A 14,813-nucleotide genomic window follows, 5' to 3' on the forward strand; every position below is an offset into this window, starting at 1 on the left:
CGCCCCGGCGGCGGCCGGTGCGGCGGAGCGCGGCACCGGGTGGAGCGGGCCCGACCTGGGGACGCCGACGACCTTCGTGCTGCTGCGGCACGGGGAGACGGCGCTGACCCCGCAGAAGCGGTTCTCCGGCAGTGGCGGCGCCGACCCCGAGCTCTCGCCCGCCGGGCGCCGGCAGGCCGACGCCGTCGCGGCGGCCCTGGCCGCCCGCGGCACCGTGCAGACGGTGATCAGCTCCCCGCTGCGCCGCTGCCGCGAGACCGCGCAGGCCGTCGCCGACCGCCTGGGACTGCCCGTCACGGTCGACGAAGGCCTGCGCGAGACGGACTTCGGCGCCTGGGAGGGGCTGACGTTCGCCGAGGTCAAGGAGCGGTACCCGGCCGACCTGGACGCCTGGCTGGCCTCCCCGAAGGCGGCCCCCACCGGCGGCGGCGAGAGCTTCGCGACCGTCACCCGCCGGGTCGCGGCCGCCCGTGACCGGCTGCTGACCGCCCACCGGGGCCGCACCGTCCTGCTCGTCACCCATGTGACCCCGGTCAAGACCCTGGTCCGGCTCGCCCTCGGCGCCCCGCCGGAGTCGCTGTTCCGGATGGAGCTGTCGGCGGCCTCGCTGTCGGCGGTGGCGTACTACGCGGACGGCAACGCCTCGCTGCGCCTGCTGAACGACACCTCGCACCTGCGGTAGGCGGCGGGGCCACGCGGCGGCGCGGGGCACCCGCCACGGACCGAGGCAGAGCAGGAGGGGGTGCGGACAGGAGGGGGCCCGGCCACGGGAAGAGGGGGTGCAGAACAAGCGGAGCTGTACGCCGGGTTCTGTCACCCGGTGACCTCGCGGTCGCCGGGGAGACGGCCATCCATCTAGGACCGGTGTTGCCACCGGCCTCGTGCGGTCTACCCGCGGACTCGGGCGGGCAGCCCTCGATCGTCCGCGCAGGGCCGGATCGCTCCGACCCCTCTTGACCTTGCTCCGGGTGGGGTTTACCTAGCCGCCTGGGTCACCCCAGGCGCTGGTGGTCTCTTACACCACCGTTTCACCCTTACCGAGGGCCGAAGCCCCCGGCGGTCTGTTTTCTGTGGCACTGTCCCGCGGGTCACCCCGGGTGGGCGTTACCCACCACCCTGCCCTGTGGAGCCCGGACGTTCCTCGGCGGGGCGAGATGCCCCGACGCGGCCGTCCACTCCGCTTGTTCTGCGGTTGCCCATGCTACCGGCCCGCGCGCCCGGGCTTGACCTTGCCGCAACGGCAACGTCTGTACTGGGAGCCATGCGGATCGGAGAACTCGCCGCCCTCGTCGGGGTCACCACCCGGGCGATCCGGCACTACCACCACGTCGGCCTCCTCCCGGAGCCCGCGCGCCGGGCCAACGGCTACCGCGCCTACGGCGTGCGCGACGCCGTCCTGCTGGCGCGCGTGCGCCGGCTGACCGAGCTCGGGCTGAGCCTGGAGGAGGTGCGCGACGTGCTCGCCGACGACGCCGGGCGCGACCTGGCCGACGTACTGGAGGAACTGGACGCCGACCTGGCCCGGCAGGAGGCCGAGATCCACGAGCGCCGGCGGCGGCTCGCCGTGCTGCTGGCCGCGCCGCCCGGCGAGGTCGAGCCCGTCTCGCCCGCGCTCGCCGCGCTGCTGGCCAAGGCCCCGGCCACCGCCTCCCCCGCCGCCGCCAAGGACCGCGAGCACCTGACGCTGCTCGACGCGGCCGGCGGGGCGGGCGAAGAGCTCTACGCGGCGCTCGGCCCGCTCGCCGCCGACCCGGCGGTGCTCGTGCTCTACGAGCGCCTGGACGAGCTCGCCGACGCCGCCGTGACCGACCCCCGCATCCCGGGCCTGGTGGCGGACCTGGTCGCGGCGGTGCACGACGAACTGTTCGCCGCCGTCCCGGCCGACGCCGCCACGACCGCGGGGGAGGGCTTCAAACAGGCCCTGCTCGCCGAGTACGCACCGGCCCAGGCCGAGGTCGTACGCCAGGTGATGGAGGCATTCATGGAACGGGGGCGGGGATGAGCACCCGGCGCGCGGCGGTACAGCGGCTGGTGCCGGCGGTGGTGCGGCGGCTCGTCGTGCACGAGCTGCGGGCGCTGGTCTCGCTCGGGCTGTGGGTCGTCCGGCGCCGGCACGGGGTGCGCGAGGGCGACCTCGCCGCCGCCTACACCGGCCCGCAGACGGCGATGATGTACGGGATGCTCTTCGTCTCCGTCGTGGAGACGGTGGCGCTGTCCGTGCTGATCCCCTGGCCGGCCGTGCACCGGGTGGTGCTGGTCCTCGACGTCTACGGCGTCCTGCTGCTGCTCGCCCTGCACGCGGCCTGCGTGACCCGCCCGCACGTGCTGGCCCCGGACGGCACCCTGCGGATCCGCTACGGCGCCCTGTTCGACCTGCGCGTCCCGCCGGACGCCGTCGCCACGGCCCGGGTCGACCGGCGCTACCCCGAGGGCCGGCTCGTCGCGTTCGACGCGGACGGCACGCTCGACGTCGTCGTCGGCGGCCAGACCACGGTGACGCTCGTTCTGGCCCGTCCGCTGGGCTTCGCCCGGCCGCTCGGCGCCACCGGCGAGGCGCGCGTCATCCGCTTCCACGCCGACGATCCGCGCACCCTGGTCCGGGCGCTGCGCGCGGCCCAGGACCCGGCGGGTCCCCCGGGGGAGCCGGCTACGCCACCGTGAACAGCACCTTGGCCCGTACCGGGTCCGCCTGGGCGAGGCGGACCCGGACGCGCTCGCCCAGGGGCAGTTCGGGGCCGAAGGACTCCAACCGGCCCACCACCGCCGGGTCTTCGAGGTGCACGGTGCCGGTGGTCGGCTCGTGCTCCTTGACGTCGATGACCACCCCGGCGAACGTCTCGCCCACCCGCTCCTGGAGCAGGGCCGCCTCCACCAGGTCCACGCACTCCCGCTCGACGGTGTTCGCGAGCCGGCCCCCGTCGGCCATCTCCTTCGGCAGGGCCGGCAGGGCGGACAGCACCCACTCGGGCGGCTCGGCCCCCGCCGCGGCGGCCAGGCACAGCTCGCTGGCGTAGCGGTCCACCAGCCGGCGCAGCGGGGCCGTGCAGTGGGCGTACGGGGCGGCCACCGCCGCGTGGAGGGCGGGGGAGGGGTCCTGGCCGTCGGTGAAGACGGTGTAGCCGGCGCCGCGCAGCAGCGTCGTGCACTCCTGGAGGAAGGCCGCGTGGGTGGGCAGCTGCGGGTCGAGGGAGCGGACCAGCTCGGCGTACGGCATGTGGTGCGGCCAGTCGATGCGCAGGGCCTGCGCCACGCGGTGCAGCCGGCCCACGGCGCCGTCCGGGGCGAGCGGCAGGGTGCGCAGCACGCCCGTGCCGGCGGCGAGCATCAGGTCGGCGGCGGCCATGCCGGTCATCAGGGAGATCTGGGCGTTCCAGCCGTCGGCGGGCCGGGGAGCGCGGTACAGCAGCGAGTAGCTGCCGTCCCGGGCGACGATCTCCTGCTCGGGCACGTTGAGGGAGATCCCGCCGCGTTCCACCTCCAGGGCCTCGCGCAGCCGGCCGATGTCGGCGAGCAGGGCGAGCGGTTCCTCGGCGGTGCCGCAGTCGATGTCCTGCTGGACCCCGGCGTAGTCCATCTTGACCAGGCTGCGCACCAGGGCGCGGCGGACCTCGGTGGTCTCGACGCGGCCCTCGGAGTCGAGGTCCAGGCGCCACAGCACGGCCGGGCGGACCCGGCCGGGGAGGAGGCTGGCGGCGTCCTCGGACAGGGCCGGCGGGTGCAGGGGGATCTTGCCGTCGGGGAAGTAGAGGGTGGTGACGCGGCGGTGGGCCTCGGCGTCCAGGGCGCCGCCGGGGGTGACGAAGGCGGCCACGTCCGCGATGGCGTAGTGGACGCGGAAGCCGCCGCCGGGGCGGCGGGCGAGGTGCATCGCCTGGTCGAGGTCCTTCGAGCCGGGCGGGTCGATGGTGAACATCGGCAGGTCGGTGGCGTCCGCCGCGGGCAGCCGGGGGGCCTGCGCGGCGGATTCCGCCTCGGCGAGGGCGGCGTCCGGGAAGGCCTCGGGCACGGCCAGCTCCGCGCGGAGCGTTCGCAGCGCGGTGCGCAGGGCGGCTCCTTCGGCGCCGGTCATGTGCAGGTGGCGGCGGGGCATGCCCCGAGCGTATGACTCCCACCGGGGCCAGGCACCCCGACACCCCGGCCCCTACCGGGCCGGGCCGCCCGGCCCCGGCCCCGGCCCCGCCGTGGTGGGTGCCCATCGCGTCGCGGTGCGCAGGACCGTGGGTGGTCGCTCGCGCAGTTCCCCGCGCCCCTGGCGGGGGCTGGGCGGAGCCCGTTCAGGGGCGCGGGGAACTGCGCGCTCAGCCGTCCGGGGGCCGCGGACCGCGACGGGCGGGGGTCCCGCGGGGGAGCCGCAAAGCCTCGGCCCCGGCCGAGGGGCCGTGCGCCAGGGAGACGGGCACGGCGTGCCAGGGGCCGCATTACGCTTGCGGGCGGGGCCGCACCCCCGCCCTGGGTTCGTTCGAAGGAGAAAACGCCGTGCTCGTGCTGCTGCCGCCGTCCGAAGGAAAAGCCTCCGGTGGGTCCGGCGCGCCGCTGGAGCTCGCCGGGCTGTCGTTGCCGGGGCTGGCCGCCGCACGCGCCGCCGTCCTCGACGAGCTGGTCGAGCTCTGCGCCGGGGACGAGCTCAAGGCGCGTGAGGTGCTCGGCCTGAGCGAGGGACTGCGCGCGGAGGTGGCCAAGAACGCCGCCCTGCGCACCGCCCCGGCCCGCCCGGCGGGCGAGATCTACACCGGCGTGCTCTACGACGCCCTGGACCTGGCCGGTCTGCCCCCGGCGGCCCGCGCCGCGGCCGAGCGCTCGCTGCTGGTGTTCTCCGGCCTGTGGGGCGCGGTGCGGATCACCGACGCGATCCCCTCCTACCGCTGCTCGATGGGCGTGAAGCTGCCCGGCCTCGGCGCGCTCGCCGCCCACTGGCGCGGCCCCATGGCCACGGCCCTGCCGGAGGCAGCCGGGGACGGGCTGGTGCTGGACCTGCGTTCGTCGGCGTACGCGGCGGCGTGGAAGCCCAAGGGCGAGCCGGCCGGCCGGACCGCGACGGTCCGGGTGCTGCACGCGCAGGTCGTGGACGGCGTGGAGAAGCGCTCGGTGGTGAGCCACTTCAACAAGGCCACCAAGGGCCGGCTGGTCCGCGACCTGCTGCTGGCCGGGGCCGCGCCGCGGGACCCGGCCGAACTGGTCACCGCGCTGCGCGACCTCGGTCACGTGGTGGAGGCGCAGCCGCCCGCCAAGCCGGCCAAGGCGTGGTCCCTGGACGTCGTCGTCACTCGGATCCATTGACGTGCGCACGGCCCGGGCGGCGCTCCGCCCGGGCCGTGGGCGCGGAGGTCAGTGGGCCAGGGGCCAGGCCACGGCGTGCGGGTCGTCCGCGGGGGTGGCGTCCGCGTGCTGGGCGCAGGCGTCGGTCAGGGTCTCCAGCAGGGTCAGCGGGTCGGGCAGCGGGTGCTCCATGCCCCGCACCCAGGCGACCACGTGGTCACCCGGCAGCGCGGCCGGCGGGACGAGGACGTAGCTGCCGCGGCAGTGCCAGCGCAGCCCCGGGTGCTCGTCCATGGTCTCGGGGTGGCAGTCCAGTTCGCAGGGCCACCACTCGTCCTCGTCCTCGGGGGTGCCGCGGGTGGCGGTGAAGAACAGCATCCGGGCCTGGGCGCCCGTACCGCCCGACTCGGCGACCGGGCCGACGGCGATGCCCGCCGCCAGCAGGCGGTCCAGGGCGTCGCGGCCGGCCTCCAGGGGGACGTCGAGGACGTCGTGGACCATGCCGGTCGCGGTGATGAAGTTGGCCTCGGGCTGGTTGCGGGCCCAGCGTTCGAGCTGTGCGCGGTCCGTCGTGGACTGGGTCTGCCAGGCGAAGGACAGCGGGTGGCGGGCGGGGGTGGGACAGCCGATGCGTTCGCACGAACAGCGGTAGCCGTCGGGATGGGCGGCGGGGGCGAGGGGGAGGCCCGCGGCGGCCACGGCCAGCAGGAGCGCCTCGCGCTCGCGTCCGGGGTCCTGCGCGGCCGGTTTGCGGCGCCGGCGGAGCCATCCGGAAATCCGGCTCTGCTCGCCGCGTACCACGCGGCCGGACTCAGACCCCATCTATCCCCTCACCTCACCGTTGGTCCTCGGCAGATCCCACCATCGTCCCATCATCCGGAAGCCGAAGTGACCGCACTTCCCGACCCGGGCCACCACACAACCCCCACATAACGGCACATTTCAGCCACACTTGCGCGGAGAGAAGGGGTCGGGGACGCCGGTGATCTACGCCACCTTGGCGATGCCGCCGAGGACCCGGTCCACGAGCGCGTCCGCGAACGCGTGCGTGAGCGGCGCCGTTCGCAGCAGCCAGCGGTACGTCAGCGGGCCGACCAGCATCTCGACGGCCAGGCGCAGATCGGTGTCCTCGGCGAGCTGCCCGGCCTCCCGGGCCGAGCGCAGCCGCGCCTCGTACAGCGCCAGTTGCGGCTCCAGCAGCTTGGCGGTGAACTCGGCGCCGAGGGCGGGGTCGGTGGCGCCCGCGGCGGTCAGGGCCCGGGCGGGGGCCTCGTACTTCGCGTCGTTGAACTGGTCGACCGTGGCCCGCAGCACGTGCTTCAGGTCCGCCGCCAGGTCCCCGGTGTCCGGGAAGCCCTCCCAGCCGCCCTCGCTCTCCGCGTCCCCCGCCAGGGCCAGGGAGGCGTCCAGGAGGACGGCGGCCTTCGACGGCCACCAGCGGTAGATGGTCTGCTTGCCGACGCCGGCGCGTGCGGCGATGGCCTCGATGGTCAGCTTGTCGTAGCCGGCCTCGCCGACGAGGGCGAGGGCCGCGTCGAGGATGGCACGCCGGGAACGGTCGCTGCGCCGGGAGGCATCGGGGGTCTTCGCCATCCGATCACCCTATCAATGCGAGACGTATCGTCTTCCCAAGGTCGGGTAAACCACCCGATCAGTTCACTGCGCGCTCACCGTTCAGGAGAGACGATTCTCTGACTCTCATAACGTGAGGAGCCTTCTTTGCGCAGAGACGCCACACCCCGGCGGTACCTGATGTGCCCACCCGCGCACTTCAAGGTCACGTACTCCATCAACCCCTGGATGGATCCCACGAAACCGGTGGACCTGCCCCTCGCCCTGACCCAGTGGGAGGACCTGCGGGACCGCTACCGCGCCCTCGGCCACACCGTGGAGGTGCTCACGCCGGACCCGGCGCTGCCCGACATGGTCTTCGCGGCCAACGGCGCCACCGTCATCGACGGCCGGGTGCTGATCGCGCGCTTCGCCCACCCCGAGCGCGCGGCCGAGGCCGAGGCCCACGCGCAGTGGTTCGCGGCGCACGGCTTCCCGGAGGTCCACCGGGCCTCGCACGTCAACGAGGGCGAGGGCGACTTCGCCGTCACGGCGAGCTACGTGCTGGCCGGCCGGGGCTTCCGCTCCAGTCCGCTCTCGCACGACGAGGCCCAGGAGTTCTTCGGGCGGCCGGTGATCGGGCTGGAGCTCGTGGACCCGCGCTACTACCACCTCGACACGGCGCTGTGCGTGCTCGACGGCGACGAGATCATGTACTACCCGCCGGCGTTCTCGCCCGGCAGCCGGGCCGTGCTGCGCCGGCTGTTCCCCGACGCCCTGATCGCCACCGACGAGGACGCGGCGGCGCTCGGCCTGAACGGCGTCAGCGACGGCCGGCACGTGCTGCTGCCGCAGGCGGCCGTCGGGCTGTTCGCGCCGCTGCGGGCGCGCGGCTTCGAGCCGATCGGGGCGGACCTCGGCGAGCTGCTCAAGGGCGGCGGCAGCGTGAAGTGCTGCACCCAGGAGCTCCGCCCCGCCGAGCCCGCCGTCACTGCGCAGCCCGCCGTCACCGCCGAGCCCGCCGTGACTGCCGAGCCCGCCGTGGCTGCCGTCCCCGCTCAGCCCGCCGAGCCCGCAGAGCCCGCAGAGCCCGCCGAGCCCGCCGCACCGGCGGGCTGACCCCGGCCCCGGCCGCCGGTCGCGTCACCCGGCCGGCGGCCACTCCTCGCCCCACTCGGCGTCCCGGGCCGCCTTGTACAGGTCCCCGTGCCGCTTGGTGACCGTCTCGCGGGCGAGCCCGTCCGGGCCGCACAGGTCCAGCAGGACCAGGCCCTTGCGGATCTGCGGCCTGCGCGTGATCCGGGCCGGGGCGGCGCTCGCGGGGAAGCGCACGGCGGCGACGTAGCTGAACTTCTCGTCCTCGTACGCCAGCGAGCCGCCCTTGACCTGCCGGTGCAGGGACGACCGGCTCACCCGGGCCGAGAAGTGGCACCAGTCCTCGCCGACCGCGATCGGACAGGTGCCGTCGTGCGGGCACGGCGCGGCCACGTGCAGCCCCGCCGCGATCAGGGCGTCCCGGGCCTCGCGGATCCGCAGGTACCCCTCGGGCGTGCCGGGCTCGATCACCACGACCGCCCGCGCCGCCCGGGCCGCCTCGGCGACCACCGCCGCGCGGGCCCGGTCGTCGAGCTCCCCGAGCACGTAGGAGACGGTGACGAGATCGGCCTCCGGCAGGGACAGTCCGGCGCCGATGACCGCGCGGCGCCACTGCGCCGCCCGCAGCACCGGCGAGCCCGCCGACGCCGCCAGCTCCCGCCCCAGCACCAGCGCCGGCTCGGCCCAGTCCAGCACGGTGGTCTCGCGCGGCCCGTCCCAGGTGGCGTCCACGGCCCAGGTCGCGGCGCCCGTGCCGCCGCCCACGTCGACGTGCGAGGCCGGGGCCCAGTCGGGGGCGGCGTCGGCGAGGGCGCCGAGGGCCGCCCGGACCGCCTCGAAGGTCGCCGGCATCCGGTAGGCCGCGTACGCCGCCACGTCCGACCGGTCCCGCAGCACCGGCGCGTCCGTGGGCGTACGGCCCCGGTAGTTCGCGATCAGCCGCTCGACGGCGGCCGAGGCCTGCTTCGGCGGCAGCCCGTCGAGCAGCCCGCCGAGCGCGGCGCGCAGGGTGTCGGCGGTGGTGGAGGAGGAGGCGGGTACGGAGGCGTTCACCACCGCAGCTTACGGCGCCCCCGGGGCGGTGACCGGCTCGCGGTTCTGCCAGGGCCGGCACATGCCCAGGAAGCAGGCCGCCGCCAGCAGCGAGCAGACCACCTGCACCAGCGCCATCGGCACGGCCGTGTCCTCACCGGCGATGCCCACCAGCGGTGACGCGATGGCGCCGACCAGGAAGGAGGAGGTGCCGAGCAGCGCGGAGGCCGAACCCGCCGCGTGCGGGGTGCGCATCAGCGCCTGCGCGTTGGTGTTGGGCAGCAGCAGCCCCATCGCCGAGACCAGCACGAACAGCGCGGCGGCCACCGGGGCGAGGCCCACCCTCCCGAACACCCCCGCCGACATCAGCAGCAGCGCCACCGACGCCGCCGTGCACACGGCCAGCCCGACGGCCAGCACCTTGTCCAGGCTGACCCGGCCCACCAGCACCTTGCCGTTGACCTGGCCGACGGCGATCAGGCCCACCGAGTTGGCGCCGAAGAGCAGGCTGAACGCCTGCGGGGACGCCTGGTGGATCTCCTGGACCACGAACGGCGAGGCGGAGATGTACGAGAAGAGCACCGCGAACGCGAACCCGCCGGCCAGGGCGTACCCGGCGAAGACCCGGTCGGCCAGCAGCCCCCGCATGGTCCGCAGGGCCGCACCGACCCCGCCGGTCCGGCGCCGCTCCGGCGGCAGGGTCTCCCGCAGCCCCCGCCACACCAGCAGGGTGAGGACCGTGCCGACGCCGGTCAGTACGAGGAAGACCCCCCGCCAGTCGGCGACGCGCAGCACCTGCCCGCCGATCAGCGGGGCCACGATCGGGGCGGAGCCGGAGATCAGCATGAGCGTGGAGAAGAACCGGGCCATGGCGACCCCGTCGTAGAGGTCCCGTACGACGGCCCGGGCGATCACTATCCCGGCGGCCCCGGCCAGGCCCTGCAGCAGCCGGAAGCCGATGAGCAGCCCGGCGCTGGGCGCCAGGGCGCAGACGGCGGTGGCCAGGACGTAGACCACCATGCCCGCGAGCAGCGGGCGGCGGCGGCCCCACTTGTCGCTCATCGGCCCGATGACCAGTTGGCCGAGCGCCATGCCGGCCAGGCACGCGGTCAGGGTCAGCTGGACGGTCGCGGCCGGGCTGGACAGGGCGGAGGTGACCTCCGGCAGGGCCGGCAGGTACATGTCCATCGACAGCGGGGCGAGGGCCGTCAGGCCGCCGAGGACGAACACGACGAGCGCCCCGGGCCGGACGGCGGGGGCGGTGGGGGAGGCGTCGGCGGGAGGTGTCCCGTGGGAGGTGGTCCGGCTGGGGCCGGTGCCTCTTTCCGACATGGGCGGCTCCCGTCTGTCTCGCGCGTCGTCCCAGCGGCTGATCGTCTCGTCGTACCGCCGGCCCGTCCATGTTCTCAGTTGCTGGAACGTCCCGGGCCCGGCCGCCGCCGTGACGTAGCCTGCGGCCCCATGAACGCACCCGCGCAGAAGATCGCCGTCGTCACCGGTGCCGGCTCCGGCATCGGCCGCTCCGTCGCCCTCGCGCTGGCCGCGGCCGGCTGGACGGTCGCGGTGGCCGGCCGCCGGCTCGAACCGCTCGAGGCCACCGCCGCGGCCGCGGAGGCGGCCGGGGCGGTCGGCGCGGACGCCGGCCGGCCCGCGGTCCTGCCGGTCCGGGCCGACGTCAGCGACCCGGCGGACGTGGCCGCGCTGTTCGGCACGGTCCGCGAGCGCTACGGGCGGCTCGACCTGCTCTTCAACAACGCCGGGACCTTCGGCCCGGCCGGCGTGCCGTTGGAGGACCTGACGTACGAGGCCTGGAAGCAGGTCGTGGACGTCAACCTCACCGGGGCCTTCCTCTGCGCGCAGGCCGCGTTCCGCCAGATGAAGGAACAGGACCCGCAAGGCGGCCGGATCATCAACAACGGCTCGATCTCGGCGCACGTCCCCCGCCCGCACTCGGTGGCGTACACCGCCACCAAGCACGCCGTGACCGGCCTGACCAAGTCCCTGTCGCTGGACGGGCGCCCGTACCGGATCGCCTGCGGCCAGATCGACATCGGCAACGCCGCCACCGAGATGACCGAGCGCATGCAGACCGGCATCCTCCAGGCCAACGGGCAGCTGGCGGTCGAGCCGGTCATGGACGCCGCCGACGTGGCCCGCACGGTGGTCCACATGGCCGGGCTGCCGCTGGAGGCGAACGTGCAGTTCGCGACGGTGATGGCGACCACGATGCCGTACATCGGACGCGGCTGAGCGCGGCCCGGCCGCCCCTGCCGCGCGCCCGCCGCCCGGGTGGGAATCACCACCGGCCGGGCGTGGTTGGGGCGATCATGACCGAGATCCTGCGCTACACCGCGTTCTCCGCCGACCCCGCCGGTGGCAATCCCGCGGGAGTCGTCCTCGACGCCTCCGGGCTGGACGACGCCGCGATGCTCGCCATCGCGGCCGAGCTGGGCTACAGCGAGACGGCGTTCCTGACCCCGGCTCCGGACGGCGCGGGGGCGGGGCCCGCGGACGGCTCCGGCGCCGGGCCCGCGGACGGCTCCGGGGGCGAGCCCGGCCGCCGCTCCTTCCGCGTGCGCTACTTCAGCCCGCAGGCCGAGGTGCCGTTCTGCGGCCACGCCACCGTGGCCAGCGCGGTCGCCCTCGCGGACCGCACCGGCCCCGGCGAGCTGCTCTTCACCACCCAGGCCGGACCGGTCCCGGTCTCCGTGGCCGCCGGCCCGGACGGCACCCTGCGCGCCACCCTCACCAGCGTCGTCCCGCACGTCGAGGACGTCACCGACGCCGACCTCGCCGAGGCGCTGGCCGCGCTGGACTGGCCCGCGGCCGACCTGGACCCGGCGATCCCGCCGCGGATCGCCTACGCGGGGGCCCGGCACCTGGTGCTCGGCGCCGCCACCCGGGCCCGGCTCGCCGACCTGGCGTACGACTTCGACCGGCTGAAGGCCCTGATGCTGCGCCTGGACCTCACCACGGTCCAGCTGGTCCACCGGGCCGGTCCCGACGTCTTCCACGTCCGCGACCCCTTCCCCGTCGGCGGGGTGGTCGAGGACCCGGCCACCGGCGCCGCCGCGGCCGCCTTCGGGGCGTACGCCCGCGCGCTGGGACTGGTCCCCGAAGAGGCGGTGCTCACCCTGCACCAGGGCGAGGACCTGGGCCGCCCCGGCGTCCTGACGGTCGAACTGCACGCGGGCGATCCCCGCGTCCGGGTCTCCGGCGCGGGCGCCCTGATCCCGTGACCGCCCCCGCCGGGCCGCGGCGGGTGCTCGCGTACGCCGAGGCCGCGCTGCCCGCCCGGTACGCCGCCCAGGTCGCCGGGATCGAGGCGGCGGCCTGGCCGGGCGCGGCGCCGGGCCACGACCCGGCGCTCGCCCCCCGCGTCCTGCTGCTGGTGGACCCGGCGGACACCGTCCTCGCCTCGCTCGCGCTGCTGTTCAAGGAGCTGGAGCACGGCGGTCGCCGGCTGCGGGCGGCCGGGCTGTCCTCGGTCGCCGTACGACCGGACGCCCGCGGGCGCGGCCACGGGCTGCGGGTGGTCCGCGCCGCGCACGCCGCGCTGGCCGCCGAACCCGGGCTGGACCTCGCGCTGTTCAGCTGCGACCGCGCGCTGGTGCCGTTCTACGAGCGGGCCTCGTTCCAGGTCCTGCCCGGCACGGTCCTGGTCGGCGGCACCCCCGAGGAGCCGCTGGCCACCGACGCACCCGGCTTCGACAAGGCGGTCCTGGCGGGCTGCTTCGGCCCGGGCACCGCCCCGGCCGACTTCGCCGGGACCCGGATCGGCCTGTACCCGGGGACGCGCGACCGGCTGTGGTGACCCGGCGCGGCGAAGGGGCAGCAGGGTGCGCCGCGGCTCAGGCGCCCGGTTCGGCCGGCGCCGCGGCAGGGGCCGGGGTGGTGTCCGGGGCCGGAGGCTTCGGGGTCCGGCGGCCCAGCTGGGGGGCCAGGAAGAGGGTCAGCGTGGGCACCAGGTACAGGGCCCACACGGCGACCTGGAGCCAGGTCGGGTCCGGCTGGAAGTTGAACGTGCCCTTCAGCAGGGTCCCGTACCAGCTGTCCGGCGGGATCGTCGCGCTGATGTCGAAGGCCCGGTCCTGCAGCCCCGGCACGAAGTCCGCCTCCTGCAGGTCGTGGACGCCGTACGCGAGGACACCGGCGGCGACCACGACCAGCATGCCGCCGGTCCAGGTGAAGAACTTCGCCAGGTCGATCCGCAGCGCGCCCCGGTAGAAGAGGTAGCCCAGCAGGACCGACGAGGCGATGCCCAGCAGCACCCCGGTCAGCGGGCCGGCGCCGTCACCGGCCGCCTTCACCGAACGCCACACGAACAGCGAGGTCTCGATGCCCTCGCGCCCGACCGCCAGGAACGCGGTGGTCACCAGCGCCCCGGTGCCCATCGCGAGCGCCGCGTCGAGCTTGCCGTGCAGTTCCGCCTTCAGGTGCCGCGCGGTGCGCCTCATCCAGAAGACCATCCAGGTGACCAGGCCCACCGCGACGATCGACAGGCTGCCGCCGATCGCCTCCTGCGCCTGGAACGTCAGCTCCTGGGTGCCGAACTCCAGCGCCGCGCCGAAGCCGAGGCTGACCGCGGCCGCGATGCCCACGCCCAGCCAGATCGGCACCAGCTTGTCGCGGTGGCCGGTCTTGACCAGGTAGGCGACGAGGATGCAGACGACCAGGCTGGCCTCCAGCCCCTCGCGCAGGCCGATCAGGTAGTTGCTGAACACGTCGGTTCCTCCCGTTCAGGACTCAGGCGAACAGCGCCCGGCCCCACCAGTCGTCCTTGTCGCGGACGCCCGGCGGGACGGCGAAGATCGCCGAACCCACGTGCTGGATGTACTCGTTGAGGACGTCGGCCTTGGCCAGGCTGCGCTGGATGGGGACGAAGCCCGTGCGGACGTCGCGCTGGTAGGCGAGGAAGAACAGGCCCGCGTCGAGCCGGCCCAGGCCGTCGGTGCCGTCCGTGAAGGAGTAGCCGCGGCGCAGGATCGTCGCGCCGTTGTTGGAGTCCGGGTGCGCCAGGCGCACGTGCGCCTCCGGCTTCATCGCCTTCAGGAAGGGCTCGTCGCGCTCCTTGGACTTGCCGACGGGCGCGCCCTCGGCCTTGTCCCGGCCGAAGATGTCCTCCTGTTCCTGGAGCGGGGTGCGGTCCCAGATCTCGATGTTCATCCGGATCCGCCGGGCCACCAGGTACGAGCCGCCCGCCATCCAGGCCGAGGGGCCCGCCACGTCCTTCTCGGCGACCCACACGTGCCGCTCCAGGGCGGCGGTGTCGGTCCCGGAGATGTTCCGCGTGCCGTCCTTGAAGCCCATCATGTTGCGCGGGGTCTGCTCCTCCGGGGTGGTGGAGGAGGTCTTGCCGAAGCCCAGCTGGGACCAGCGCATCACCGTCCTGCCGAAGCCGATGCGGGCCAGCTGGCGGACGGCGTGCACCGCGACCTGCGGGTCGTCCGCGCAGGCCTGGACGCACAGGTCGCCGCCGGAGCGGGCCGGGTCCAGGTTGTCCCCCGGGAACAGCTCCAGGTCGACCAGGGCCTCCGGCCGCCGGTCCTCCAGGCCGAAACGGTCCTTGGCGAACAGCGAGGGGCCGAAGCCGATGGTGAGGGTCAACCGGGACGGCTTCAGGCCCAGTGCCTCGCCGGTGTCGTCCGGCGGGGCCTGCGGCAGGCCGCCGACCGCGCCCTCGCCGACGGGCAGACCGGCGGTCATCCGCTCGGCCGCGCGGGTCCAGTCCTTCAGGAGCTGGACCAGCTCGGCCCGGTCCTTGGTCTTCACGTCGAACGCGGCGAAGTGCAGCCGGTCCTGGACGGGTGTGGCGATGCCCGCCTGGTGCGGCCCGTGGAAGGGCACCGCGGCACCGGTCAGCGCGGCCGGCACGTGGT

The 14,813-nt window shown here is 75.3% G+C and carries 14 protein-coding genes, 1 other RNA gene and 1 pseudogene; 8 read left to right on the forward strand and 8 right to left on the reverse strand.

Going from position 1 to position 14,813, the window contains the following annotated elements; all coding sequences use genetic code 11:
• Positions 1 to 682: histidine phosphatase family protein (locus LG632_RS25760; protein WP_226729942.1), on the forward strand; the 682-nt coding region annotated here is incomplete at its 5' end.
• Positions 683 to 783: 101 nt separating this feature from the next.
• Here LG632_RS25760 and rnpB read toward each other — a convergent pair.
• Positions 784 to 1,184: RNase P RNA component class A (rnpB, locus tag LG632_RS25765), an RNA gene on the reverse strand.
• 77 nt (positions 1,185 to 1,261) lie between these two features.
• On the opposite strand from rnpB, the gene LG632_RS25770 reads away from it, so the two are divergent.
• On the forward strand, positions 1,262 to 2,002 hold the full coding sequence (locus LG632_RS25770) for a MerR family transcriptional regulator (protein WP_226729943.1): 741 nt from the start codon (positions 1,262 to 1,264) through the stop codon (positions 2,000 to 2,002).
• Positions 1,999 to 2,661, forward strand: coding sequence for a hypothetical protein (locus tag LG632_RS25775; RefSeq protein ID WP_226729944.1), 663 nt, complete (start codon positions 1,999 to 2,001; stop codon positions 2,659 to 2,661). Before LG632_RS25770 ends, LG632_RS25775 begins: the two co-directional genes overlap by 4 nt.
• Here the strand turns inward: LG632_RS25775 and LG632_RS25780 are convergent.
• Positions 2,648 to 4,090, reverse strand: a complete 1,443-nt coding sequence (locus LG632_RS25780) for an RNB domain-containing ribonuclease (protein WP_226729945.1) — start codon at positions 4,088 to 4,090, stop codon at positions 2,648 to 2,650. The two genes, LG632_RS25775 and LG632_RS25780, sit on opposite strands and share 14 nt — an antisense overlap.
• A gap of 386 nt (positions 4,091 to 4,476) precedes the next feature.
• Between LG632_RS25780 and yaaA the strand changes: the two genes are divergently transcribed.
• The gene (gene yaaA, locus LG632_RS25785) at positions 4,477 to 5,277 is read left to right on the forward strand and encodes a peroxide stress protein YaaA (RefSeq protein WP_226729946.1); all 801 of its coding nucleotides are present in this window, start codon (positions 4,477 to 4,479) and stop codon (positions 5,275 to 5,277) included.
• Between the two features lie 48 nt (positions 5,278 to 5,325).
• Here yaaA and LG632_RS25790 read toward each other — a convergent pair whose 3' ends face one another.
• Together LG632_RS25790 and LG632_RS25795 are read right to left on the reverse strand one after the other, a co-directional pair.
• On the reverse strand, positions 5,326 to 6,078 hold the full coding sequence (locus LG632_RS25790; RefSeq protein WP_226729947.1) for a bifunctional DNA primase/polymerase: 753 nt from the start codon (positions 6,076 to 6,078) through the stop codon (positions 5,326 to 5,328).
• A gap of 165 nt (positions 6,079 to 6,243) precedes the next feature.
• Positions 6,244 to 6,849 carry a TetR/AcrR family transcriptional regulator gene (locus LG632_RS25795; protein WP_226729948.1) on the reverse strand — a complete coding sequence of 202 codons (606 nt, stop codon included), beginning with the start codon at positions 6,847 to 6,849 and terminating at the stop codon, positions 6,244 to 6,246.
• Between the two features lie 126 nt (positions 6,850 to 6,975).
• Between LG632_RS25795 and ddaH the strand changes: the two are divergent.
• Positions 6,976 to 7,779 (forward strand): annotated as a pseudogene (gene ddaH / locus LG632_RS25800) (dimethylargininase); the annotation flags it as partial.
• A 171-nt stretch (positions 7,780 to 7,950) separates the two neighbouring features.
• On the opposite strand, the gene LG632_RS25805 reads toward ddaH, so the two are convergent.
• Together LG632_RS25805 and LG632_RS25810 are read right to left on the reverse strand one after the other, a co-directional pair.
• A complete protein-coding gene (locus tag LG632_RS25805) occupies positions 7,951 to 8,955 on the reverse strand; it encodes a small ribosomal subunit Rsm22 family protein (RefSeq protein WP_226729949.1) in 1,005 nt (334 codons plus the stop codon).
• A 9-nt stretch (positions 8,956 to 8,964) separates the two neighbouring features.
• Positions 8,965 to 10,266 carry a multidrug effflux MFS transporter gene (locus LG632_RS25810; protein WP_226729950.1) on the reverse strand — a complete coding sequence of 434 codons (1,302 nt, stop codon included), beginning with the start codon at positions 10,264 to 10,266 and terminating at the stop codon, positions 8,965 to 8,967.
• Positions 10,267 to 10,395: 129 nt separating this feature from the next.
• Between LG632_RS25810 and LG632_RS25815 the strand changes: the two genes are divergently transcribed.
• From LG632_RS25815 to LG632_RS25825, 3 genes are all read left to right on the forward strand, one after another.
• Positions 10,396 to 11,184, forward strand: coding sequence for an SDR family oxidoreductase (locus LG632_RS25815; protein WP_226729951.1), 789 nt, complete (start codon positions 10,396 to 10,398; stop codon positions 11,182 to 11,184).
• 77 nt (positions 11,185 to 11,261) lie between these two features.
• Positions 11,262 to 12,173 carry a PhzF family phenazine biosynthesis protein gene (locus LG632_RS25820; RefSeq protein WP_226729952.1) on the forward strand — a complete coding sequence of 304 codons (912 nt, stop codon included), beginning with the start codon at positions 11,262 to 11,264 and terminating at the stop codon, positions 12,171 to 12,173.
• A complete protein-coding gene (locus LG632_RS25825; RefSeq protein WP_226729953.1) occupies positions 12,170 to 12,748 on the forward strand; it encodes a GNAT family N-acetyltransferase in 579 nt (192 codons plus the stop codon). Before LG632_RS25820 ends, LG632_RS25825 begins: the two co-directional genes overlap by 4 nt.
• Before the next feature lie 37 nt (positions 12,749 to 12,785).
• Here the strand turns inward: LG632_RS25825 and efeU are convergent, their stop codons facing one another.
• Both efeU and efeB read right to left on the reverse strand, forming a co-directional pair.
• Entirely contained in the window at positions 12,786 to 13,658 is an 873-nt protein-coding gene (gene efeU / locus LG632_RS25830) for an iron uptake transporter permease EfeU (RefSeq protein ID WP_226729954.1), read from the reverse strand.
• A 22-nt stretch (positions 13,659 to 13,680) separates the two neighbouring features.
• Positions 13,681 to 14,813 (reverse strand): iron uptake transporter deferrochelatase/peroxidase subunit (efeB, locus tag LG632_RS25835; RefSeq protein WP_226729955.1); only part of this gene is annotated, 1,133 nt, incomplete at its 5' end.

This window comes from Streptomyces antimicrobicus (assembly GCF_020532625.1).
Taxonomy (GTDB): Bacteria; Actinomycetota; Actinomycetes; order Streptomycetales; family Streptomycetaceae; genus Streptomyces; species Streptomyces antimicrobicus.

Excerpts from the sequence above, each read along its gene's own strand:
- LG632_RS25770 (WP_226729943.1), top strand. The coding sequence starts at position 1,262 with ATGCGGATCGGAGAACTCGCCGCCCTCGTCGGGGTCACCACCCGGGCG.
- LG632_RS25775 (WP_226729944.1), top strand. The coding sequence starts at position 1,999 with ATGAGCACCCGGCGCGCGGCGGTACAGCGGCTGGTGCCGGCGGTGGTG.
- LG632_RS25780 (WP_226729945.1), bottom strand. The coding sequence starts at position 4,090 with ATGCCCCGCCGCCACCTGCACATGACCGGCGCCGAAGGAGCCGCCCTG.
- LG632_RS25790 (WP_226729947.1), bottom strand. The coding sequence starts at position 6,078 with ATGGGGTCTGAGTCCGGCCGCGTGGTACGCGGCGAGCAGAGCCGGATT.
- LG632_RS25795 (WP_226729948.1), bottom strand. The coding sequence starts at position 6,849 with ATGGCGAAGACCCCCGATGCCTCCCGGCGCAGCGACCGTTCCCGGCGT.
- LG632_RS25810 (WP_226729950.1), bottom strand. The coding sequence starts at position 10,266 with ATGTCGGAAAGAGGCACCGGCCCCAGCCGGACCACCTCCCACGGGACA.
- LG632_RS25815 (WP_226729951.1), top strand. The coding sequence starts at position 10,396 with ATGAACGCACCCGCGCAGAAGATCGCCGTCGTCACCGGTGCCGGCTCC.
- LG632_RS25820 (WP_226729952.1), top strand. The coding sequence starts at position 11,262 with ATGACCGAGATCCTGCGCTACACCGCGTTCTCCGCCGACCCCGCCGGT.